The 21,268-nt window shown below is 69.0% G+C and carries 21 protein-coding genes and 1 pseudogene; 6 read left to right on the top strand and 16 right to left on the bottom strand.

Annotated elements, in window-relative coordinates:
- Positions 1 to 14: 14 nt before the first annotated feature.
- Together FEK34_RS17600 and FEK34_RS17595 are read right to left on the bottom strand one after the other, a co-directional pair.
- A complete protein-coding gene (locus FEK34_RS17600; protein ID WP_249359328.1) occupies positions 15 to 644 on the bottom strand; it encodes a GNAT family N-acetyltransferase in 630 nt (209 codons plus the stop codon).
- Positions 645 to 1,050: 406 nt separating this feature from the next.
- Entirely contained in the window at positions 1,051 to 2,892 is a 1,842-nt protein-coding gene (locus FEK34_RS17595) for a hypothetical protein (RefSeq protein ID WP_249359326.1), read from the bottom strand.
- Between the two features lie 562 nt (positions 2,893 to 3,454).
- Between FEK34_RS17595 and FEK34_RS17590 the strand changes: the two genes are divergently transcribed.
- Positions 3,455 to 3,973 carry a DUF4254 domain-containing protein gene (locus tag FEK34_RS17590; RefSeq protein WP_138448877.1) on the top strand — a complete coding sequence of 173 codons (519 nt, stop codon included), beginning with the start codon at positions 3,455 to 3,457 and terminating at the stop codon, positions 3,971 to 3,973.
- Between the two features lie 97 nt (positions 3,974 to 4,070).
- On the opposite strand, the gene FEK34_RS17585 is transcribed toward FEK34_RS17590, so the two are convergent.
- Both FEK34_RS17585 and FEK34_RS17580 read right to left on the bottom strand, forming a co-directional pair.
- Positions 4,071 to 4,940 (bottom strand): hypothetical protein, encoded by an 870-nt coding sequence (locus FEK34_RS17585; RefSeq protein WP_138448876.1) that lies wholly within the window; start codon positions 4,938 to 4,940, stop codon positions 4,071 to 4,073.
- A gap of 26 nt (positions 4,941 to 4,966) precedes the next feature.
- A complete protein-coding gene (locus FEK34_RS17580) occupies positions 4,967 to 5,551 on the bottom strand; it encodes a TetR/AcrR family transcriptional regulator (RefSeq protein ID WP_138448875.1) in 585 nt (194 codons plus the stop codon).
- A 152-nt stretch (positions 5,552 to 5,703) separates the two neighbouring features.
- Here FEK34_RS17580 and FEK34_RS17575 point away from each other — a divergent pair, with 152 nt between their 5' ends.
- Positions 5,704 to 6,327, top strand: coding sequence for a DUF2867 domain-containing protein (locus FEK34_RS17575; RefSeq protein WP_138448874.1), 624 nt, complete (start codon positions 5,704 to 5,706; stop codon positions 6,325 to 6,327).
- A 98-nt stretch (positions 6,328 to 6,425) separates the two neighbouring features.
- A complete protein-coding gene (locus FEK34_RS17570; protein ID WP_138448873.1) occupies positions 6,426 to 7,178 on the top strand; it encodes an aminoglycoside adenylyltransferase domain-containing protein in 753 nt (250 codons plus the stop codon).
- 112 nt (positions 7,179 to 7,290) lie between these two features.
- On the opposite strand, the gene FEK34_RS17565 is transcribed toward FEK34_RS17570, so the two are convergent.
- The 9 genes and pseudogenes from FEK34_RS17565 to FEK34_RS17525 all read right to left on the bottom strand — a co-directional run.
- Positions 7,291 to 7,776 (bottom strand): DUF1992 domain-containing protein, encoded by a 486-nt coding sequence (locus FEK34_RS17565; protein WP_138448872.1) that lies wholly within the window; start codon positions 7,774 to 7,776, stop codon positions 7,291 to 7,293.
- A 73-nt stretch (positions 7,777 to 7,849) separates the two neighbouring features.
- The gene (locus tag FEK34_RS17560) at positions 7,850 to 8,575 is read right to left on the bottom strand and encodes a VOC family protein (RefSeq protein WP_138448871.1); all 726 of its coding nucleotides are present in this window, start codon (positions 8,573 to 8,575) and stop codon (positions 7,850 to 7,852) included.
- Positions 8,576 to 8,611: 36 nt separating this feature from the next.
- On the bottom strand, positions 8,612 to 9,193 hold the full coding sequence (locus FEK34_RS17555; RefSeq protein ID WP_138448870.1) for a PadR family transcriptional regulator: 582 nt from the start codon (positions 9,191 to 9,193) through the stop codon (positions 8,612 to 8,614).
- Positions 9,194 to 9,398: 205 nt separating this feature from the next.
- The gene (locus FEK34_RS17550) at positions 9,399 to 9,749 is read right to left on the bottom strand and encodes a hypothetical protein (protein WP_138448869.1); all 351 of its coding nucleotides are present in this window, start codon (positions 9,747 to 9,749) and stop codon (positions 9,399 to 9,401) included.
- 110 nt (positions 9,750 to 9,859) lie between these two features.
- Entirely contained in the window at positions 9,860 to 10,678 is an 819-nt protein-coding gene (locus tag FEK34_RS17545; RefSeq protein ID WP_138448868.1) for an alpha/beta fold hydrolase, read from the bottom strand.
- 94 nt (positions 10,679 to 10,772) lie between these two features.
- Positions 10,773 to 12,395: an AIM24 family protein gene (locus FEK34_RS17540; protein ID WP_138448867.1), complete on the bottom strand. Its 1,623-nt coding sequence runs from the start codon at positions 12,393 to 12,395 to the stop codon at positions 10,773 to 10,775.
- Between the two features lie 116 nt (positions 12,396 to 12,511).
- Positions 12,512 to 13,291, bottom strand: coding sequence for a glucosamine-6-phosphate deaminase (gene nagB, locus FEK34_RS17535; RefSeq protein WP_138448866.1), 780 nt, complete (start codon positions 13,289 to 13,291; stop codon positions 12,512 to 12,514).
- Complete coding sequence (locus FEK34_RS17530; protein WP_138449138.1) at positions 13,279 to 14,466, bottom strand: N-acetylglucosamine-6-phosphate deacetylase; 1,188 nt, start codon at positions 14,464 to 14,466, stop codon at positions 13,279 to 13,281. Before FEK34_RS17530 ends, nagB begins: the two co-directional genes overlap by 13 nt.
- Before the next feature lie 376 nt (positions 14,467 to 14,842).
- A pseudogene (locus FEK34_RS17525) lies at positions 14,843 to 16,057 on the bottom strand (PTS transporter subunit EIIC); the annotation flags it as partial.
- Between FEK34_RS17525 and FEK34_RS31275 the strand changes: the two are divergent.
- Both FEK34_RS31275 and FEK34_RS17515 read left to right on the top strand, forming a co-directional pair.
- A complete protein-coding gene (locus tag FEK34_RS31275; protein WP_349292438.1) occupies positions 15,951 to 16,508 on the top strand; it encodes a glucose PTS transporter subunit EIIB in 558 nt (185 codons plus the stop codon). The pseudogene FEK34_RS17525 and the gene FEK34_RS31275 overlap by 107 nt on opposite strands.
- Positions 16,505 to 16,975, top strand: coding sequence for a PTS sugar transporter subunit IIA (locus FEK34_RS17515; protein ID WP_138448864.1), 471 nt, complete (start codon positions 16,505 to 16,507; stop codon positions 16,973 to 16,975). The genes FEK34_RS31275 and FEK34_RS17515 overlap by 4 nt, the downstream gene beginning before the upstream one ends.
- A 122-nt stretch (positions 16,976 to 17,097) precedes the next feature.
- On the opposite strand, the gene FEK34_RS17510 is transcribed toward FEK34_RS17515, so the two are convergent.
- Together FEK34_RS17510 and FEK34_RS17505 are read right to left on the bottom strand one after the other, a co-directional pair.
- Positions 17,098 to 17,835 carry a GntR family transcriptional regulator gene (locus FEK34_RS17510; protein WP_138448863.1) on the bottom strand — a complete coding sequence of 246 codons (738 nt, stop codon included), beginning with the start codon at positions 17,833 to 17,835 and terminating at the stop codon, positions 17,098 to 17,100.
- 142 nt (positions 17,836 to 17,977) lie between these two features.
- Positions 17,978 to 19,435, bottom strand: coding sequence for an MFS transporter (locus FEK34_RS17505; RefSeq protein WP_138448862.1), 1,458 nt, complete (start codon positions 19,433 to 19,435; stop codon positions 17,978 to 17,980).
- Positions 19,436 to 19,489: 54 nt separating this feature from the next.
- Between FEK34_RS17505 and FEK34_RS17500 the strand changes: the two genes are divergently transcribed.
- Positions 19,490 to 20,239 carry a TetR/AcrR family transcriptional regulator gene (locus FEK34_RS17500; protein WP_138448861.1) on the top strand — a complete coding sequence of 250 codons (750 nt, stop codon included), beginning with the start codon at positions 19,490 to 19,492 and terminating at the stop codon, positions 20,237 to 20,239.
- A 30-nt stretch (positions 20,240 to 20,269) separates the two neighbouring features.
- Here the strand turns inward: FEK34_RS17500 and FEK34_RS17495 are convergent, their stop codons facing one another.
- Positions 20,270 to 21,166 carry a helix-turn-helix domain-containing protein gene (locus tag FEK34_RS17495; RefSeq protein WP_138448860.1) on the bottom strand — a complete coding sequence of 299 codons (897 nt, stop codon included), beginning with the start codon at positions 21,164 to 21,166 and terminating at the stop codon, positions 20,270 to 20,272.
- Positions 21,167 to 21,268: the final 102 nt, after the last annotated feature.

The raw sequence follows: 21,268 nt of genomic DNA, 5'->3' as shown, positions 1-21,268 counted from the left end.
CATTCGCGCGTCGATCAGACCTTCGCCTCCGCGGGCGGCCGCATCACCACGTTCATCCGCGGTCCGTCGCGACCGATCGTGGTCTCACCGATCCGGCGGCCACCGAGCGCCTCGTAGAAGCCGACATTGTCGTCCTTGCAGATGCCGTAGAGCGGCACGCCTTCCCGGTCGGACCGGTCGCGCAGCGACACCATCAGCGCTTTACCGACACCCATGCGCTGCGCGGCGGGCTCACAGCCGAGATAGACGACGAAATTGTGCGGATCCTTCGGCGCGACCCGCGCCAAGGCGGCATCGACAGCCATGCCGCGCGGGGTGGCCGCACCCATGGCCCACAGGAACTGCGGGCCCGACACCGCTTCCCGCCACAGGTTCTGCCGATACCCGGCCGGATACCACAGAATCGCACCGACGATCGCACCGTCACGCACCGCGATTTCGGCCCCACCGGCAGGTATGAACCGGTACTTCAACATCACCCTGAGCATCCGCGGCGCATTCCGTCGCCGCACGGCCTCCGAGGGGAAGACGAACTCCTCGATCGGATCGTCGTGCTCGAAGGCATCGGCGACGACCCGGGTGATCTCATCGATATCACCTGCGGTTGCCGGCCGAAGGACGATCCCGGCGGACTGATCCAACACTGTCCCTTAATATTTCGCACTCTGCCCATCGGCACTGACGGACGCTACTCGCCAGTACGTTACCCGATCGGGCCGCCCCCTACCCCTCGGGAGGCTGTGGTGAAGAACAGCTCAACGGGGAGTTGATTCGTTAGATCGCATAGCCTAAGGTAGCGAAACTCTCGCGCCACGAAGCGTTTTCGATTTGCCCGATTCCGCAAGAAAGATTCCCAGGTTTGGGAATAGGCTCTCCTCTTCGATGCTCGGTTTCGATTACGCAAGGTCGCCTCGATCGGTGGCACACATTGTTTGATGCGCATATGAACGTACCTGCACTCTCCTGTATTTATGCGGCAGACGGCACCGTCACCGCGTCGCGCCCGACCCCACGACTTGACGCGAGGCCGATCCGGCCGTCCTCCGAAGGTCAGTTGTCGTACGACGCCACACCGACCGGGCCCGATGCGACGCACAGGTCGAGGCCCGGTGTCCGCGCGGCGATCCGCAATTCCGAACCGCTGCCGATGACCCGGACGAACACGGTGTGCAAACCCTTCTGCACCGCAACCGCGACCTGGTCGCCGTGTTCGAAGCCGAGGGAGACGGTGCCGTCACGACCGGCCAGATAATTCAGCTGGACGGTCCATTCGTGCGCGAGCATGGGACCGTCGAGCGGCAGCCGCACGGGTTCGCCGCCCTGCACGCGATAGCCGCATCCCGGCGCGGGACCCGGACGGATGCTGCGGTTCCACCAGACCTGGGCGTCGACGATATCGCCGGTGTCGGTGATCATCCGCAGCCGCGGAGTCGAGTCGGCGAAGATTGCGGGACCGGCGATGGGCGAGAGCACCCGACTGGCCAGGTTCTGCGGATACGCCGTCGGATTCAGCACGGTCCACGGCACCTCCTGCTCCAGCAGCGGAGCATCCAGTGCGCCGAGTTCCGCGGCGACCGTCGTGAGATAACGCTCGGTGGTGCCATCGGACCAGGAACGCACGTACGTGACGGTGGACCACAGGCTGCTCACAACGAACGCCGCGGCCAGCCCCACCACCGCCGCGGCCGGCGGACGACTCGCCTTCCCGGGCCTGCGCGGTCGCGCCGACAACAGCAGCGCGCCGACCGCGGTGAGCACGACGGCCGTATCGGCCAGGTAGCGCAGCGATTGCATGAGTTCGTCGACGCTGTTGGGTCCACCGCGCGCCACCGCCACCGGCACCAGGGCCACCGCGAGATATCCGACCACCGTCAGCCAGACCGCCGCCGTGCGTGCCCGCGACCGGATCGACCACGCGACCAACGCCGCCGTCGCGCACCACGACAACGCGACCGCCACCGCCGACGGTGTCGCCCAGGGCGCCGCAGGCACCCACCGCTCCCAGGTCCACGGCCCGCCGACCAGCGTCGGCACTATTCCGCGTGAGGTCGCAGCGTGCAGCAGGCCGGGAATATCGCCCGATTCGGTGCGCGTGAACGCGATATCGACGACGGCGAGGTAGGCGACCAGCCAGCAGCCGAGCACCAGCGCCGAACCGAGCCACAGCGGTGCTCCGCGGCGCGCCACCGCACGCACCGCACCCCGCTCCCCCACCACAGAGCGCGCCAGCACCGCCACGGCGAACGCCACGAACGGCACGATCGCGGCCTTCTCGAAGAACAACAGCGCCACCGCGACCACCGCCACCCCGGTCACCGCGTATCGGCGCCGCCCGGTGCGCACGAGCAGCACCGCATCGGCGATCACCCAGGCCAGTGCGAACTGCAAGGGCAGGGCGTTGAGCGCGGCCGCCCACCAAGCGAAGGCGGGCACCGTCACCGGACAGAACAGGTAGAAGATCAACGGCACCAGCACGATCCGCCGTGGACCGAGCAGCACCACCAGCATCCGCACCACCGCGACCGACGCCGCGGCCTGCATCACGAGCATGGTCACCACCGGACCCGCCCACGACAGCGGCGCGATCGCGGTGACCAGCCACGCGGTAGCGAAGGCGGCGGGCATGAAATGCCCGTCATGGTCGTAGAACAACAATTCCGGCGACCACAGGGGCCTGCTGCCCGCGCGCCCGACGAGGATCAGGTCGTCCCAATAGAAATACCCCGACCCGGCCACCCATCCGCGTACCACCAGCTGCGCGATGACGAGCGCGGCCGCCGCGATCAGCACCGCCGGCCATCGAATCGCGGGAAACCGCCAGGTCGAGGGCCTTTCCCGGACCGTCTGCACCCGCTCGGCGGGCTCCACCAGGGCGGCCGGGGCGGTATCCATGGCATCCCAGGGTAGCGGCGCCCGCCGACAGCGCGGGCGGGGCGAGCACGCGGGTGGCAAGGCGGCACCGAATTCTGTGCGCACTCACCGGCGGCTGCGACCGTCGTCGAGATGCAAAAGTGCGATCGCAATTCGCTGATTGCGCAGCGGGACCGGGCAGGGACGACGATAATCCTGCTGTGGGACAGACTCTCCGAGAACTCGATCCACAGCCAACGTCCACAGTGACGCGCGGCAGCCGGCTACGACCGGCAGCCGTCCTCCTCGTCGCGCACCGGCACCACCGCCCTCGGAGAGTCGCGTCACCCGGCCCCCAGCCGACCGCGCGGCGGCAGCTCGACGCGGGCCGAGGTCCCACTCCCCCGAGATGATCCGACAGTGATCGGCCGAACGGCCCTGGCTTTCGCCCGATGAGGCTGCCCGCGCCGTGGACGGCCACCGCGAACCGAAAGGCTCCCACCGTGACACCCTGGTCGACATCACGCCCCTGCGCACCGGCCGCGACACCGCGCGGCCGAACGGGTCCGAGCACGGGAGGGCGCTAGGCGGAGGCGGGCCAGCGATGCGACGACAGCATTCGACCACCGGAGCGACCGACAACGACATCCACTGGGCAGCCGGCCTCGATACCGGCCGCCTGCCGACCGCACAAGATCTCATCGACGCCCTCGACCACACCGACGCGGGAGGCACCTCGGCCGACCGCCATCCGGTGACCCGCTGCGCCCGGTACCTGGCGACGCTGCACCCCTACACCGCACCGGAGGACAACGCCGATTCCGCGGCGACGCGGGACTCGCTGATCCACGCGATCGACGTGTGGACCGAAAACCATGTGCCGCAACATCGCAGGGGCACCGTGCTGCATACCGAAACCCTTGGCACCGTGGTGGACCGGATCGTGGCCGCCTATATGCACGTCCGGCATCTGAAGGCGAAGGGCTCCCCGCACAGTCGCGGCGTCGACGACGCCGAACGCCGGCTCGCGCAACTGGTGGAGAGCTACACCGGGCTGGTGCAGGAGGTGTCGGCCGGCCTGCGCAGGCTGCCCACCCAATCGGCCAGGATCGAAGGCGACTGAGTCCCGGCCGACGGTCGCGCCGGCGATGTGACTTCGGTTGGCCCAGTCCCGCACTGGGCCAACCGAAGTCACCGCACGGCCGGTCGACCCACCGGTGTCACTGGTCGGCGAGCGCCTGTTCGGCGCGCTCGACCCGCCGCTGCGCGCGCTCGACGTCGGTAGCGGCGGTACGCGCGGCCTCACGGGCACCGCGTTCGGCCGTGCGGGCGAACCGGTGTTGTTGCTCGGCGGCGGTCAGCTCCTCGCGCAGGCGGGCGACCAGATCGCCGGCCTCGCGGAGATGTTTCTCCGCTTCGGCGGCCTCGCGTTCGGCCGAGTCGAGATCGGCGCGAGCGGATTCGGCGTCACGGCGGGCCTCATCGAGTTCGGCCTGCGCGGCTTTGCGGCGCGCGGCGGCCCGGTCACCTCCACTGTCCTTGCCGCGGCGAGCACGTCCGGTGCCGCGCCGGCCCGTGCCGGTCCGGGCGTCGGGCACCGCGGCGAGGGCGGGGGCCGCGTCGCCGAAGCCTTCGTAGCTGGCCGACTTGGCCAGCGTGCCGTCACGGACCTGGTCGGCCACTTCGGGATCGGCCAGGGCGGCGGTCAAGGTGGTGGCGACCTCGCGCAGCACCGGTTCGCCGACGGGCCGGTCGTGCTCGGCGGCCAGCTCGCCCGCACGCCGGGCCAGCGCGTTGACCACCTGTTGACGTTGCCTGGTCAGTGTGCGTAGGTCGTCGCCGGACAGTTCCCGCTGCGCCTCGCGCAGGGCCTCACCGAGCCGCAGCAGCGCGTCCACCTCGTCGGGCGCCTCGCGGGCCAGCAGGTTCACCGTCCAGGCGGCGACGGTCGGTTTGCGCAGTTCGGCCACCGCGGCGGCCAGCTCGCTCTCGCCCGCCCGTTTGGCATGCGCGGCCCGGTCCTTGCGGGCCGCGACGAATTCACCCGGGTCGAGCCCGTACAGTTCGGCCGCGATCTCGCTGAGCCCCATACCCCGAGCCTAACCAGCGGACCGAGCTATGCGGTTCCGGTCGCGTCGGTGTCGTGGTCGGTGCGCAGCAGGAACGCCGAGGCGCGGTCGAGGACCTGCTCGCGGGTGCGGCCCTCGTGTTCGGCGGCGATCATGTAGGTGCCGACCGCCAGACTGAAGGCCAGCAGGCTGCGGGCCTCGACCTCGTCGGGGTCGGAACAGAAGGTACTCAGCAATTCTCGCAGGTAACCGATGCGATAGTTGTCGACCCGGCGCAGCCGCTCGGCCACCGCGTCGTCGCGCCGGGCCCAATCGCGCACCGCGAGGTCGATCGGGCGCAGCCGGTCGTCGGAGAAAGTGAGCACACCGGCGCGCCTGGCCTTCGCGCGTGCGTCGCCGCCCTCACGTTCCACCCGCTCCCGGACGTCGAAGGTGGCCTCGTGCTCCCAGGTGTCGAGCATCTCCTCGAGCAGCGCGTTGCGGTCGGCGAAGTGGCCGTAGAACCCGCCCTTGGTGACGCCGAGGGCCTGCGCCAGCGCCTCGATGCGGACCGCGTCGGGCCCGCCGGCGGCGAGTGCGCGCAGACCCTGCTCGATCCAGCTGGACCTCGGGGTTCGGGTGACGGCGACCATAGCTTCAGTATCGCCGACGCCGTTGACACCCGGGGCGGCGCCGCTACGATCAACGTATACGGCACCGTATATTTGCGAATTCCTGCCACACCACTGATTTCCGGGCGCCGGCCGTGTGACGGTCCGGGCCACTGACGGATGGAGACTCGACGATGCGACTCCCGCGCAGCGCACACACCTCTCGCCCCTGGCGGATCCACGAGGTGGCCCCCGATTTCCTCGTCGAGGACGTGTGGGCGCTGCCCACCCCCGGCGGACCCGGCGAGTTCGACCGCCTGGTCACCATGATCGCCGCGCCCGACCGTGCGCACGGCGAGTCACCGGAGTTGATCTATCGGGTGCTGTTCGCGATCCGCTGGAAGCTCGGCGCCCTACTCGGCTGGGACCGCGACGATTCCGGTGTCGGCGCCCGCGTCCCCAGTCTGCGCGAGCGGCTGCCCGCCGACCTGCGCGACGGGCCACGCGGTCCGTCGTTCGATTCGGTGCCGTTCCAATCGGTCTACCGCACCGATGACGAATGGGCCGCCGAGATGGCCAACCGCACCGTGCACGCGCTCATGCACATCGGCTGGGTCCCCGACGACAACGGCGGCTATCGCGGCCAGATGGCGGTCATGGTGAAGCCCAACGGATTCTTCGGCCGCGCCTATATGGCGGCGATCCTGCCGTTCCGTTATGTCCTGGTGTACCCGGCGCTGATGCGGATGTTCGCCCGTGGCTGGGAGCGCAGCGCCGAGACCGCCGTCGTCGCCACCCCTGAACCACCGGCGTCGTAAGGCTCTGCCGCACAGCGTAACTCGCGGTCGGCAGACCGCGCACACCCGCGCGCGAAATCCGCTGGATCAGCGGCGTGCACTCTGGTAGCCATAGCCGGATGACGCACCCCGCTCCGGCCCTCGCCCATACGGCTGCCACCCGGCTCGCCGAATCCTGCTCGGACACCCTCGGCACCGCGACCAGATCGGTGATCCTGCACGGCTCACTGGTGACCGGTGACTTCCGGCCGCATCGCAGTGACATCGATCTGCTGGTGGTCAGCGACACGGAACTGACCGGCGATATGCGCGTGGCACTGGAAACGTCGGTGCGGCAGGCCGAGGTCGGCCCGGCCAGCGGCATCGATCTGCATGTAGTGCTGACCGATGTCGTCGCGGCACCCACTCGCACGCCGTCCGCTCAGTTCCACATCGGCCGCTACGACGGATCTTCCCCCGGCGTCGAGGTGCAGCAGGTGATCGCGGAGGATCCCGACCTGCCCGCCGAATTGTCGATGGCCCGGCAGGACGGCCGCGCGCTCATCGGCGAGGCGCCGGCGGCGGTGATCGCCCCGGTGCCGCCCGAATGGATCGTCGAGCGCGGGCGCTACTGGTTGCGGCAGTGGCGCACCCGCCCCGATGACGCCGAGAGCGCCGCGCTCATGGTGCTCACCGCCTGCCGCATCTGGCATTTCGCCTGCACCAACCGCCATATCGGCAAGGCCGCGGCGGCCCGCTGGGCGCTCGAACGCGAACCCTCGGCGACGGCTGTTCGCCAGGCCCTCCATCAGTACCTCGACGATCCGTCCGCCTCGATCGACCCGGCGGGCATCGCCCGGGTCATCGATATCGTGCTGGACGACATCGGTTAAGGGAGCCGGCTCGGTTGGGTTCACCCGCGGCGATGGACCAGCGGCGACGCCGACATCGGTGACGCATGGTCGTGACCCCGGCCGGGCGAACAGCCATGCTCGTTCGCGTCTATCAGCGGCGACGCTGCCACCAGCGGCGTGTGGACGACCGGGCCGCAGGCGTGCCGGCCCGCGGAACTTGCTGCCGAGGCGGGGGCGTGCGTTCGGCTCGCCAGTATCCGAGGATCTCATCGGCGTCGACCGGGGCGATCGGCACATGCGGCGGGGTCGGCACCCGTATCCATCGCACGATCCGCTGATTGAGTTCGGAGACGGCCGCGCGCACGTCGCGTTCGGTGTCGAGTTCCCGTACGGACTCGCGGATCTGCTCGATATCGCGGCGCAGGACCAGTGATTCCGGCAGCATCCCGTCGGCGCGCACGCCCTCGCGGCGCAGATCGTCACGCAGCCACCAGTTCTCGTCGACCCCGGTGCCCGCGCCGGGAATCGGTTTGCCCGCGCCCGCGAGGTTCTCGAACTCACCGCGTTCGGCGGCTTCGCGCACCTGTTTGTCGATCCAGGACTCGAAGGTCAGATCGGGCGGCTTGCGCTCGGTCATGCCCCGATCCTACGGAAACGTTCGTCGCCCGATCGGCAGTCCGGCAGGCGCTGGTGATTCGTTCCGGCGTCGATCAGTGTTGCAGCGCGGCACGCAGGCCGAGTTCGATGTCGTCGAGTGCGGCCAGCGATTCGGTGAGTGTGGCGCGTTCGGCCTCGGTGAGCGGGATCTCGCGGGCGCGAGCCAGTGCCGCGACGGCCGCCTCGGTGTCGTCGGCGCGGATCGCGAGTTCGGCGCGGTAGGCCAGGGTCTCGACCAGTTCGGCTGCCGTCGCGGTCGCTTTGTCCCGCTCCAGCGCCGCGTCGAGGATCTGGGCCGCCCGCACATGTTTGCCATGGGAATCACCCATGACGACCGCGCGCGCCAGTGTCACCGACAGTTTCCCGCCGGAGGACCGCTCGGCCTCGGGTGCGGCCGCGACGATCCTGATCCAGTTCCCGCCGGGATCGATGACGGTGAATCCGGAATGGTTGTCGGCGTTCTTGCGTTTGCGCGGCCGGGTCATCCGCGGGATGCCGGAGACCAGGAGTTTGCCGTGCACCGCCCGCATACCTGCGGCGAACGCATCGAAGAGTTCCCTGGTATCGGGCACGATCACCAGGCAGGTCCCATAGGAATCCGCGGGGTCGAAGTCCGGCATACCGAAGAAGTCCAGTCGCAAATCCTCGCGCTCGAGTGACACGTACGGGTTCGGGCGGGTCTGATAGTAGGTCCGGGTGAAACCGAGCATGGCGTAGAACTCGGCCATCTCGTCGATGGACCGGCAGGGCAACAGCGGCACGGTGATCTCATTGGCCATGGTGTGTCCTTGTCGCAGGGGAATCGTCGCGGGCCGCTAGCGGTCCGGTTGCGCGGGGGTCTCGCCGGCCATAGTGAAGTCGCCTTTCTCCAGTCGCCGGATCAGTCGCTGGGTCCACGCGGCACCGGCGTCGGCGGTCGACAGCCACAGGGCGATGACCTCACCGACCGGCCCCCAGCTGTCCAGATCCGTGTCCGGTGGCAAATGTTCGGTGATGCTGCGGCGCCACTCACCCATCACGGCGGCGCGCCGCCGCAGCATCTCCAGCGCCTCATCGCGGGGTAGATCTTCGATCAGGCCGACGGCGGCGCCGAGCACATCCAGGCTGGGCTCGCGGTCCGCCAGGGCCCGGCGCAGCAGCGTGAAGTACTCGCGCTCCCCGGCGGCGGTCAGCTCGTATTCGATCCGCGGCGGTCCGCCGGCCTCCGAGGCCGCGCTCTCGTGCACGGTCAGCAGCTGCTTGGCCGCCATGCTCTTGAGCGCGTGATACACCGAACCCGACGTGGCCGTCGACCATTCGTGTGCGCCCCAGGATTCGAGGTCCGCGCGAATCTGATAGCCGTGCGCGCGGCCCCGCCGGCGCAGCGCACCCAGGACCAGCAGCTGAACGGGCTTCATGTGCACCTCCTGACGGCAACTAGCCAAATTTGGCTAGCAGGCTCCAGAGTACCGCCGCCTACGGCATTAACCAAATTTGGTTAGTCTGTGGAGGGTGACGAAGGGGTGGGACGGCCGAAGAAATCGCGAACCAGAACCGGCGACGGCTGTGGCACGCCGAACGCCCGCCGCCCGGCACCAGCCGGACGGCGGGCGTGAACCGTGCTCAGGCGGCCGCCGCTGTCGTCAGCATGCGCAGGACCTCGTCCGGGTTCGCGACATCGACCACCAGGCGGGTGAAGTCGGCTCCGGTGAGCTCGATGCGGACGCCGCGACCGTCGAAGGCGGTGTCCCAGAACTCCTTGCGGCCCTTGCCGCGGAAGGTGCCCGCGGCGATCACACCGGGGAAGAAGGTGCCGGGCGCACGCACCCAGGGCGGGCGGCGGTCGATTTCGGCGGGAGCTACGGCGGTGACCGATGCCAGATCGAACTGGATCTGCTCGCGCAGCGCCAGCAGGCGATGCGCTCCGAGCACATGAACCGTCACCGTCGTACCTGTGACCTCGAGCTCGACCATCGTGCACCTCACTATCACCGAGAGTGTTCGCTCAGTTCAGGATGCCGCTCGCGCCTGGTCGTAGCCTGTGCCGAAGCTATGAGTTCTCTCAGGTTCCGGCCGGTAGAGCGTCAGGCCGGTGGATCGTCGAGGAATCGAACGACGTCGCCGACGAGCTCCGGATGGGTCACCGCGCCCATATGACCGGTGCGCGGGTAGAGGATCAGCCGCCCGTCCGGAATGCCGTCGGCGGTGCGCCGGAATGTCTCGGCACTGTAGGAGGGGTCGCGCTCGCCGCCGATCACCAGGGTGGGCGCCGTGATCTCGCCCAGCCGATCGGTGACGTCGAATCCGTCTTCGGCCATCAGGAAGTGGTGGGTGTCGGCGGGCACCTTCGGCCGCATCAGCGGATCCAGCAGCCACATCGCCGCGCCCACCAGCCGTGCCCCAACCGGGATGGCGACAGTCACCATCGCCATATGGTGCAGTCCGCGCTTGCCCGCCAGCACCGCCTCGGCATAGCGACGCTGACCGATCCGCGTGGCCGGATCCAGCCGGCAGGCCGACGACACCACGACCAGCTTGCGCACCACCTCGGGATGGTCGGCGGCCAGCTGCAAGGCGATCGAACCGCCGGAGGACACACCGAGGACGTCGACCGGCGTGCCGAACTCGGCGCGCAGGGCATCGGCGTGCTCGGCGGCGATATCGGCCATGGTCGTACCCGCGGGTGTGCCCGGCGCCCGGCCCACCGCGTACACCCGGTAGTGGCGGGCCAGTCCGGCGAGCTTCTTCAACTCGGAGGACCGCATCCACCCGGTCGGGTTCGCGTGATCGGGGGTGAACCAGCGCAGGAACACCAGCGGCCGCCCACTGCCGAACGCCAGATACGGCATGCCGTGCCGCAATACACCCTCGGTCACCGCGAGCTGCTCGCCGTGCTTGCCCATGATCTCTCCGATCGTCGAATCACCGTCGGCGCCGACGCTAATCGCCGCCGGGCGTGATGGCGATGACCTCGCAGGTCATGGTGTCACCGCGCGGCTAGCCGAGCAGACCACCGAACATGCCGCCACTGTGCCCGGCCTCCTGGCCGCCGCCGGTGCCGCCGAGCAGCCCGCCCGGCGGCAGTTCCGAGGGCTGCACGATGACGAATCCGCGGCCGGAGAACGCGAGCGTGGTGCCTTCGCCGGTGCTGCGCCCCATGAGCCGGCCGAGACCGAACGAGTCGTTGCGTTTGATGCCGGTCTGCAGGCTGGACGACCAGGCGACCGCGGCCTGCGGGTCGGCGTAGGTGGGCTGGTCGACATTGAGCACCACCGGCGCGCCGTGACTGGTGATGGCGATGCGGCCGCGTCCGGTGAACACGCAGTTGAACAGCCCGGCATTGCTGGCGACGCCCGCGGCGCCCTGCACCCGGCCGATGTTGTAGGTCAGGGTCGAGTCGAAGGCCAGCACGTTGGCGCCGTTGATGGTGAGTCCGTCGGTGCCGTCGAGATCGATGGTGTGCACATCGGCGGCGCTGTTGGCCAGGAACAGATCGCCGCGCCCGGACACCTTCATCAGCGGTACGCCTTCGCCGGTGAGCCGCTGCTGGATGGCGCGTCCGATGCCGCCGGAGCCGAGCGCCTGGAACTGGAGCTCGCCTTGGTAGGCCACCATCGATCCGGCCCGCGCCATGACCTCGCCGTTGACGGCGACCTTGATCATCTTGCCGCCCTGTTTCTGGATGCCGACACCGGAAACCTCGGCGTGGCGCGGATCGAACAGATCGCTGTGCATCGGCAGCGCTCCTTGCTGGGACGAGAACGTGGACGGAACCGGAGGGGCGGCTGGCGGCTGCTGGACGGGCGCCGAATAGGGCTGCGGCTCACCGGGATGCGCGGGGGCACGCGGATAGGGCGGCGCGGGTGGATAGGGCGGCGCGGGCGGGTGCGGCGGCGCGATGGGCGCCTGACCACTCGGGTAGGGAGCAGCGGGCGGGTACGGCGGCGCAGCTGGGTAGGGCTGGTGGCCGGGTGCCGCCGACTGACCGGATACCGGGTTGGCGGGTGGCGGATAACCGCTGCTCGGCTGCGCGACCACGGTTGGGTCAGTGCGCGAGGGCGCGACCATCGTCTGGTCGGTCCTGGAGTGCGTGCCCGCGTGCGGAGCCGGGGCCGGTGCGGGCTCGTCGTCGACGTTCACGCCGAACGCGGTCGCGATGCCCGCCAGCCCGTTGTCATAGCCCTGGCCGACCGCGCGGACCTTCCAGCCGCCGCCGCGGCGATAGATCTCCACGCACACCACGGCCGATTCGGTGGTCAACCCGGACACCGGGAACGTGAGGGTGCCCGCGTCGGAGGCGATGGTGGCGACCAGCGAACCGGCGGCCGCGAAGGTCGCCGGGCCGGAACCGTCCAGACTGGCGGTGACGACGACGCGGTCCACATCGGCGGGCAGCGCGCTGGTCTGCACATCGACCATGTCGCCAGCACCGCGGCCGTGCCGGTAGACCACGCCGGGACCGACGGGCTGGTTGAAGAAGACGAAGTCGCCGTCGGCGCGGACCTTGCCGTCGGTGCCGAGCAGCAGCGCCGAGACGTCGACCGGCGTCGAGCAGCTCACGGTCACCGTCATCCGGTCCGCCGGCGCCGGGCGGTTTTCACCACGCGCGAGCGCGTTCACCGCCGATCACCTCGATCGCGGCCGCGCCCTGCCAATGACATGCGTTTCACGGCGTCGAGTGTGCCGCGCCCGCGCTGCGCGCGCCACTTCCGGTCCGGACGGTGGCGGCGAGCTCCTCAGAAGCTCTGCCAGCCCGGCTTGTGTGCGAGCGCGTAGCGGTAGTAGTCGGCCAGCCGCAGCGCGCTCGCGGCGGCCTCGTCGACGACCACCGTGACGTGGCGGTGCCACTGCACGATCGAGGCCGGGCAGAACGCGGTCAGCGGGCCCTCCACCGCGGCCGCGACGGCGTCGGCCTTCCGGGCGCCGAGCGCGATCAGTACCAGATGCCTGGCCTCGCCGATGGTGCCCAGGCCCTGGGTCAGCACGTGGCGCGGCACCGAATCCGGGCCGTCGAAGAAGCGTGCGTTGTCGCGGCGGGTCTGGGCGGTCAGCGTTTTGACCCGGGTGCGTGAGGTCAGTGCGGAGCTGGGCTCGTTGAATCCGATGTGGCCGTCGGTGCCGATGCCGAGCAGCTGCACGTCGATACCGCCGGCGGCGGCGATGTCGGCGTCGTAGCGCTGGGCTTCGGCGGCGATATCGGCGGCTTCCCCATCGGGGCCGAACACCTGTGCCGGATCGAGGTTCACATGGTCGGTGAATTCGGCGCGGATCACCGAAAAGTAGGACTGCGGATGGCTTTTCGGCAGGCCGACGTATTCGTCGAGCAGGAACGCCCGGCACGCGGAGAAGTCGAGGCCGTGTTCGCGATGGCGCCGGGCGAGTTCGCGGTAACTGCTCAGCGGTGAGGATCCGGTGGCGAGGCCGAGGGTCGCCGGACCGCGGCGCACATAGCCTTCGACGATATCGGCCACGGTGTGCGCGACCTGCCGCTCGTCGTCCCGGATCACGATTTCCATGCGGTTCCTTCCGTCTCGGCCGCGACGCCCGCGCGGTAGACCTGGCGTACGCGCAAGGTGGGGTCGGTGACGATCACGTCGGCCCGGTAACCGGGTGCGAGAACACCGCGTTCGTGCTCGAGGCCGAGCACCGTCGCCGGGGTACGGGTGGCGGCGGTGACGGCATCGGGCAGCGGCACACCGGCCTCGATCACGGTGTGGCGCAGCACGTCGAGCAGCCGGGCGGTGCCCCCGGCGATCGGGCCCACGGTGCCGTCGGCGGTGACCACGCGCGCCACCGCCTGCTCCACCCGCACCCGCAGCGGGCCGAGCCGGTAATCGCCGTCGCTCATGCCCGCCGCGGCCATCGCATCGCTGACCAGGGCGATCCGGTCGGGGCCGACCGTGTCGAAGACCATCGCGACGGTGCCGGGGGCCAGATGCACGCCGTCGGCGATCAATTCCACCACCAGCTCGCCGCGCCCGGCGGCGGCCAGACAGGCCGCGACCGGTCCGGGCGCCCGATGGTGCAGTGGTGGCATGCCGTTGAACAGGTGCGTGGCGGTCAGTGGCGCTCCGGCTTCGGCGATGCGGGCCGTGGTGGTGGCCGCGTCGGCATCGGTGTGCCCGAGGCTGGGCAGCACACCGTGCTCGCGCATCGCCGCGAGCAGGTCGGTGAAGTTCGCCGTTTCCGGAGCGACGGTCATCGAGCGGACGGTTCCGCGCGCGGCAAGGCAGATCCGTTCGAACAGCTCCGGGTCGCCGGGAATGATCGCCGCCGGATCCTGTGCGCCGCACCGGGCCCAGCTGAGGAACGGGCCCTCCAGATGGATGCCGAGCAACTCGCCGCGCTCCACCAGGTCGGCCAGGACCGCCGCCTGCCGCAGCAGGTCCGCCGGCGGGGCAGACACCAGACTGCCCAGCAGCCCGGTGGTTCCATGCGCACGATGGTGGGCCACGGCACGGCGCGCTCCGGCGGTGCCGGTATCGGGGAATCCGGCACCGGCGCCCCCGTGACAGTGCAGGTCGATCAGGCCCGGCAACAGGATCGAGTCGCCAGGCGGTGGTAGCGGGGTGTGGCCCGGATATTCTGCTGCCGGACCCACCCAGGAGATCCGCGCACCGTCGAGTTCGACGACGCCGTCCGCGATATCGCTGCCACCGGCTGCGCCGACGACCCTTCCGCGTAACAGCATCGGTGAGCTGTCGCCGTCCTCGCCACCGGAGCTCAGCACGGCCGCCACGTTCCCGGCGATGACCGCGGCACCTGCGGTCCGCCGAGGGTGCCGGCAGCAGTCTCGGCACCGGCAGCGGATTCGGTCACGATCACCGATCTTCCCCTGTAGCCGGGTCATCGGCCTCGACCCGCGCCTGCGACGGCGCGTCCGCACCGGGCCCCACCGCGTCGGTCGTGCGCGTGCGGGGCTCCGCAGCGCCGGTCCCGACCTCCCCGGCGCGCGTGTCGTTGCCCGCGGCGCCGATCTCGCCTTCAGCAGCCGGCGCCTCGGTGGCGCGCGGCTCTTGCTTCGCACCCGGCAGACGACGTTCCGATTCGGCTGCGGCGCCGAGGGTCTCGTCGTCGGTCTCGGGTTCGCGGCCCGGAGTGCGCAGATTCCACTTCTTGATCACGAAGCTGAACAGCAGGTAGTAGATCACGGCGTAGCCGAGGCCGATGGGGATCAGTAGCCAGGCATCGGTGGCCTTGCCGAAGTTCAAGGCGTAGTCGATGAATCCGGCCGAGAAGGTGAATCCGTCGTGGATGCCGAGGGCGTTGACCAGGGCATGCGAGGTGCCGGTGAGGATCGCGTGCACCACATACAGCGGCCACGCGACGAACATGAAGGAGAATTCCAGCGGTTCGGTGATGCCGGTGAGGAACGCCGTCAGTGCGGTGGAGAGCATGATCCCGCCGACCAGCTTGCGTTGGGAGGGACGCGCATTGCGCCAGATTGCCAGGGCCGCGGCGGGCAGCGCGAACATCATGATCGGGAAGAAGCCGGTCATGAAGGTGCCCGCGGCCGGATCGCCGGCGAAGAAGCGGTTGAGGTCACCGCGCACGATCTCGCCCTGCGCGTTCTCGTAGTCACCGATCAAGAACCACACGGTGGTATTGAGGATGTGGTGCAGCCCGGTCGGAATCAGCAATCGGTTGGCGGTGCCGTAGATTCCGCCGCCCAGCACGGAGTTCTCCGCGACGGTCTCGCCGACCCAGGTCAGCCCGGCGTTGAACAGCGGGTAGGCGAAAGCCATGAGCACGCCGATCACCAGACCGGTGACGGCGGTCAGGATCGGCACCAGCCGCCGGCCGTTGAAGAACCCGAGATAGTCGGGCAGCTTGGTGCGATAGAACCGCTGCCACAGCATCGCCGAGAGCAAACCCATCACGATGCCGGCCAGTACGCCGTAATCGATCATCGCCTGACCGCCCTTAGGGTCGGTCTCACCCTCGAGGACGATCGGTGACATCGCCTCGAAGACGCCGTCGACCACCATGTAGCCGACCACGGCGGCCAGCGCGGTCGACCCGTCGGACTTCTTCGCCCACCCGATGGCGATGCCGACCGCGAAAATCAAAGGCAGCCACGTGAATACGGCCTGTCCGGCAGCCGAGATGACGCTCGCCGCGCTTTCCAATGCCGAGAACCGGCCCAGCAGATCGTCCTGGCCGAGTCGCAGCAGGATGCCCGCGGCGGGCAGCACCGCGATCGGCAACATGAGGCTGCGCCCGAGGCGCTGCAAGCCGGCGAATGCCGCCGATTCCTTCTTCGGGCTGTCTACGACAGTCATATCGACCTTCTTCGTCGCCGGAACGCGGCGCGTCGCCGTGCTGGAGCCACCGGAGCTCACGCGCGGATCCGGCGGAAACTGGTGTGGACCGGCGTCCCGACGGGTACTGTCCGGTCATAACCAGTTGTCAGTTTGGCCAGGTAGCGGCCCGATGTCAACCAGAACATATGATCCAGGTAACACCGGCCACCGGCACGGCAGAGCCAACGAGGGAGAACACATGTCCACAGCGGACGCCATCATCAGCGGCCTCGGCGGCGCCGCCAATATCGTCGAGATCGAAGCCTGCATCACCCGGCTGCGCACCGAGGTGAAGGACGGCAGCCTGGTGGACGAGGCCGCGCTGAAAGCAGCCGGCGCGCACGGTGTGCTCAGGTCCGGTTCGGTCGTACAGGTCGTGGTGGGACCGGTGGCCGACACACTGGCCGAAGACATCGAGGACCTGCTGTGACGGTGCCCGTCCTGGCGCCACTTCCCGGGCGGGTCCTCGCACTGGCCGACGTGCCCGATCCGGTGTTCGCCGGTCAGCTCGTCGGTTCCGGCGTGGCCATCGACCCCGTCCGTGATCGCGGCGCTCTCGACGTCCGGGCGCCGATCGCGGGCAGGATCGTGAAACTGCATCCGCACGCGTTCGTCGTCCTCGGCGCCGATGGTGCCGGAGTGCTCACGCACCTGGGGATCGACACGGTGAAACTCCGGGGTGCCGGATTCGCCCTCCTCGCCGCGGAAGGCGCTGACGTCGAGGCCGGCACGCCGATCGTGCGGTTCGATCCGACCGAGATCGACGGCACCGGATATTCGGCCCTCTGCCCGATTGTGGTGATGGATTCGGCGCGCGATTCCGTCGACCCGTCGGCAGTCGGGACCGATGTCGAGACGGGTGCGACGCTGTTCGATTGGACTCCGATCCCCCGGTAATGCGGCAGGACCCGCGCGTTCACCACTCTGCCCGAACAGCATTCGGCCTCGATCTCGGCGAACGCCCTCCACCAGGCGCTCATCGAGGCCGCGCCCGGTTTCCGCGCGGTGCCCCCGAACGATCAGCGCGACGCGCGCTCGTTCCCGACCTCCATCTGCAACCGGTAGCGGTCCGATCGGTACCAGCTCTGGGTGTGCTCGACCGCGACCGCACCGCTGAACGAGGTGCGGTCGAAATGCAGTACCGGAGCGTTCTTTTTCACCCCGAGCAACGCGGCGATGCCCGCGTCGGCGGCGGTGGCGTCGACGGTCTGGGTGGCACGTTCGATCGGGCGGCCGTAGCGGTCGGCGCAGGTCTGATAGATGGAGGCGGTCAGGTCCACCTCGAGCAATCCCGGCAGCAGTCCGGCGTGGAACCAGCCGTCGTCCACGCTCACCGGATCGCCGTCGGCCAGGCGCAGCCGCTTGATGTGATAGGCGCGCGCACCGGCGTCCAGGCCGAGCGCCCGGCCCGAAGCCTCGGGCACCGTGTCCTCCTCGGCGACCAGGACCACCGTCGTCGGCTGATGGCCTTGGGCGCGCATCTCTTCGGTGAACGAGGCCAGATGCAGCCTCGACTGCACGGGCCGATGCGCCACGAAGGTGCCCTTGCCGCGCACCCGCACCAGATGTCCCTCGTTGACCAATTGCCCGATCGCCTCGCGCACGGTGATCCGGCTGACGCCGTAGTCCTGCATCAGATTGCGTTCACTGGTCAGCAGATCACCCGGCTGGAGTTCGCGGGTGCATTTGTGCAGCAGGATGGCGCGCAACTGTTCGTGTTTGGGAATCGCGCTGTCACGCAGCGGCACAGGCATCACAGCGGCTCCTTCGTCGGGGACAAGATCCACTCTCGCCGGGACCGCAGGTCCCTACCGGTACGGTCCGGTTTCCGAGCGTACTCCCCTCACCCGAGTGCCCGGCGGGTGCGCACGGCAGCGCCTGCGCGCACCCGCCCAGCGGTCAGCTCTGCACCGCGACCGGCTCCGGCACCACCGCCTGCGGCGGGCGGGCCCGCAGCAGCACCAGCCCGAGCACGGCGGCCGCGACGCTGAAGCCCGCGCTGATCCACGCCCCGGTCGACATCGCCTCGGTGAAGGCCAGCTTCGCCGGCTCGGCATAGCCGAGTTCGAAAGCGGCGCCGATGGATTCGCGGGCCGCCTCCGGCGCGTCGGAGGGCATGTTCGCGGTGAACACCCCGGCCAGCACGCTGCCGAGCACCGCGATACTGACCGCCATGCCCACCTGCTGCAAGGTGTCGTTCATGGCCGACCCGACGCCCGCGTGCTCGAGCGGAATGGCGCTCATGATCGCCGCGTAGGCCGACGGTCCGGCGAGACCGCCGCCGATGCCCATGATCAGCATGCTCACCAGTACCGCGCCGTAGCCGGTGCCCATCGCGAGCACCACGAACGCCACACCCATCACCAGCAGACCACTCACGATGAGGGTCTTGTTGCTCAATTTCTTGCCGAGGGTGGCGCCGAGCCCGTTGCACACCGCCGCCGCCACCGCGTACGGCAGCAGCGCCAGCCCGGCCTTCATCGGCCCGTAGCCGAGCACGAACTGCAGGTACTGGGTGAGCATGAACATGATCGCGCCCATGCCGAAGACCATCAGGAGAAGGGTCAGGCAGGTGCCGGTGAAATCGCGATTGCGGAACACCGCCAGCGGCAGCATCGGATGCTCGGACCGGCTTTCCCACACCACGAACGCGACCGCGGCCACCACGGCCAGGCCGATCACCGGCAGGTTCCATTCGCGTTCGATGATCACATACACCGCCGAGACCAGCGCCAGGATCGACAGCAGCACCCCGACCAGGTCGACCGGCCGCTGCTCCCCCGTCGTCTCCGGCATCAGCACCAGCGCGGCCACGATCGCCAGGATCGCCACCGGGATGTTGATCAGGAACACCGAACCCCACCAGTAGTGTTCGAGCAGGAAGCCGCCGACGGTCGGGCCCGCGACGATGCCGACCATCGACACCGTGGTCCACGCCGCCATCGCCAGCCGCCGCTCGTCCTGGTCGAAGGTCGTCATCAGGATCGACAGCGTCGACGGCATCAGCAGCGACCCGCCCACGCCCATCGCGGCCCTGGCCCCGATCACCTGCCAGGGTTCGGTCGCCAGCACCGCCGCCAGCGAGGCCACTCCGAAGATGGCCAGGCCGAGAACGAGCATCCGGCGCCGCCCGAACCGGTCCGACAGACTGCCCGCGGTGAGCAGCAGACCCGCGAACACCAGGACATAGGCGTCCAGAATCCACTGCACATCCGACGGGGTGGCGTCCAGCTCCCGGATCAGCGACGGGATCGCGAGATTCAGCACCGTGCCGTCGATCATCAGTACCAATAGGGACAGACAGAGAACGCCCAGGATCAGCCAGCGCCGGGGGTCTCGTACAACGTTCGATTCCACTCGAACAGCGTACGATAGAATCGCACAGTGTGCGAGCGGCTATAGAATGTTTCCGTGACCAAGCAGTTCAGCTCGGTATGGAGCCGCGAACCCCGCCAACCCAAGTCCTCCGGGCTGCATCGCGATCAGATCGTGCGGGCCGCGATCGAGATCCTCGACACCGAGGGCATGGAGGCGCTGAGCATGCGTAAGCTCGGCGCCCGGCTCGCGGCGGGCGCGACCAGCCTCTACTGGTATGTGTCGACCAAGGACGAGCTACTCGAGCTGGTGCTCGACGAATTCTGGGGCATGGTCCGGGTACCCGAGCCCGAACGGAACTCCTGGCGGGAGGTCTCGACCGCATTCGCCTACAGCATGCGCGAGACCATGCTGAACCATCCGTGGGTCGCCACCCTGCTGGGGCGGCTGCCCAGCATCGGCCCCAGCTCGTTGCGGCTGACCGACCGCCTGCGCCGCACCTTCGTTCGCGCCGGTTTCGAGGGCAACGACGTCTATCTGGCCACCGGGACTCTGTTCTCGTTCGTGCTCGGCCAGATCCTGCCGTTGATCGCCTGGAAGAACGCCTACGGCGATGACAATGTCGACACCTCGAATGTCATGGGGGTGCTCGAGGATCTGGGCGCCGACTATCCCGAGATGATCCACGACTACCGCAATACCGTGCCGCAGGATCTGGACGTGGCACGCGCGGTGGCCTTCGACTTCGGGCTCATCTCGGTCCTGGACGGGCTCGAGGTGCGCCTGCGCGGCGGGGCGAGCGTCGGCACACCCACCGACACGGGCAGCTCCGAGATGCGCGGCTGATCCCGGCTCCGGCGCCGAATGCGCGGCGCGTCAGTCCTGCGCGGCGTAGTCGGCGAGGATCTGCGACAGGAATTGCAGGCTCTCGGCCGGCGAGAGGGCCTGCACGCTGAGCTGATTCATCACCGACATGTACAGCTCCACATCGTGGCGCTTCTCCATGTAGAGCGAGCTGGTGAGCTGTTCGGTGTAGACGATGTCGGGCAGTTCGGGCTCCGGGAAGCGCAGGATGCTGAACGGGCCGCCGGCCGCGGAATGCCCACCGGCCGAATACGGCAGCACCTGGATGCGCACATTGGGCATGTCGGAGATGTTGATCAGGTGTTCGATCTGCTCGCGCAGCACCTTCATGCCGCCGACCGGCCTGCGTAGCGCGTTCTCGTCGATGACGGCCCACAGCGTCGGCGCTGCCCTGCGGTGCAGGATCTTCTGCCTGCGCATGCGGACCGCGACCCGGCGTTCGGTCTCGTCATCGTTGCCGAGCATGATCACCGAGCGGGCGTAGTCGGCGGTCTGCAACAGTCCGGGAATGAACTGGGCCTCATAGGTGCGGATCGTGGTGGCCGCCTGTTCGAGGCCGACGTAGGTCTCGAACCACGCGGGTAGCAGATCGCTGTAGCTCTGCCACCAGCCGGGGTCGTTGGCCTTGCGCGCCATATCGAGGTAGGGCTCGCGCTTGTCGTCGTCGGTGACGCCGTAGAGGGTGAGCAGATCGCGGATATCGCGTTCCTTGAATCCGGTGCGCCCCAGCTCGAGCCGGCTGATCTTGGCGTGCGATCCGCGAATGGCGTCCCCGGCCGCTTCCCTGCTGACACCGCAACTTTCCCGCAGCCGGCGCAACCTGCTGCCGAGCGCGATCCGGATCACTGTCGGACCACGCTCTGCCACAAGCAGTTCGACGTTGTCGCTGTTGTCCTGGTCGTTGGTCATGGACCGCCTCTGGCCGATAGTGGTTAGACCGCGATCTGCCCGGTCACACCCACCGGCTCCACCGCGTCGGTTGCAGATCCTACTCGCTCCAATAGCGAAACC

The organism is Nocardia cyriacigeorgica (assembly GCF_005863245.1).
GTDB classification, from domain to species: domain Bacteria; phylum Actinomycetota; class Actinomycetes; order Mycobacteriales; family Mycobacteriaceae; genus Nocardia; species Nocardia cyriacigeorgica_C.
The sequence above is the reverse complement of the archived record's forward strand: the minus strand, read 5'-3'. Positions and strand labels throughout refer to the sequence as shown.

Excerpts from the sequence above, each read along its gene's own strand:
- FEK34_RS17530 (WP_138449138.1), bottom strand. The coding sequence starts at position 14,466 with ATGCTGTTACGCGGAAGGGTCGTCGGCGCAGCCGGTGGCAGCGATATC.
- nagB (WP_138448866.1), bottom strand. The coding sequence starts at position 13,291 with ATGGAAATCGTGATCCGGGACGACGAGCGGCAGGTCGCGCACACCGTG.
- FEK34_RS17585 (WP_138448876.1), bottom strand. The coding sequence starts at position 4,940 with ATGGGGCTCAGCGAGATCGCGGCCGAACTGTACGGGCTCGACCCGGGT.
- FEK34_RS17570 (WP_138448873.1), top strand. The coding sequence starts at position 6,426 with ATGACGCACCCCGCTCCGGCCCTCGCCCATACGGCTGCCACCCGGCTC.
- FEK34_RS17560 (WP_138448871.1), bottom strand. The coding sequence starts at position 8,575 with ATGGCCAATGAGATCACCGTGCCGCTGTTGCCCTGCCGGTCCATCGAC.
- FEK34_RS17575 (WP_138448874.1), top strand. The coding sequence starts at position 5,704 with ATGCGACTCCCGCGCAGCGCACACACCTCTCGCCCCTGGCGGATCCAC.
- FEK34_RS17545 (WP_138448868.1), bottom strand. The coding sequence starts at position 10,678 with ATGGGCAAGCACGGCGAGCAGCTCGCGGTGACCGAGGGTGTATTGCGG.
- FEK34_RS17495 (WP_138448860.1), bottom strand. The coding sequence starts at position 21,166 with ATGACCAACGACCAGGACAACAGCGACAACGTCGAACTGCTTGTGGCA.
- FEK34_RS17550 (WP_138448869.1), bottom strand. The coding sequence starts at position 9,749 with ATGGTCGAGCTCGAGGTCACAGGTACGACGGTGACGGTTCATGTGCTC.
- FEK34_RS17580 (WP_138448875.1), bottom strand. The coding sequence starts at position 5,551 with ATGGTCGCCGTCACCCGAACCCCGAGGTCCAGCTGGATCGAGCAGGGT.
- FEK34_RS17565 (WP_138448872.1), bottom strand. The coding sequence starts at position 7,776 with ATGACCGAGCGCAAGCCGCCCGATCTGACCTTCGAGTCCTGGATCGAC.
- FEK34_RS17595 (WP_249359326.1), bottom strand. The coding sequence starts at position 2,892 with ATGGATACCGCCCCGGCCGCCCTGGTGGAGCCCGCCGAGCGGGTGCAG.
- FEK34_RS17590 (WP_138448877.1), top strand. The coding sequence starts at position 3,455 with ATGCGACGACAGCATTCGACCACCGGAGCGACCGACAACGACATCCAC.
- FEK34_RS17555 (WP_138448870.1), bottom strand. The coding sequence starts at position 9,193 with ATGAAGCCCGTTCAGCTGCTGGTCCTGGGTGCGCTGCGCCGGCGGGGC.
- FEK34_RS31275 (WP_349292438.1), top strand. The coding sequence starts at position 15,951 with ATGCCCGCGGCGGGCAGCACCGCGATCGGCAACATGAGGCTGCGCCCG.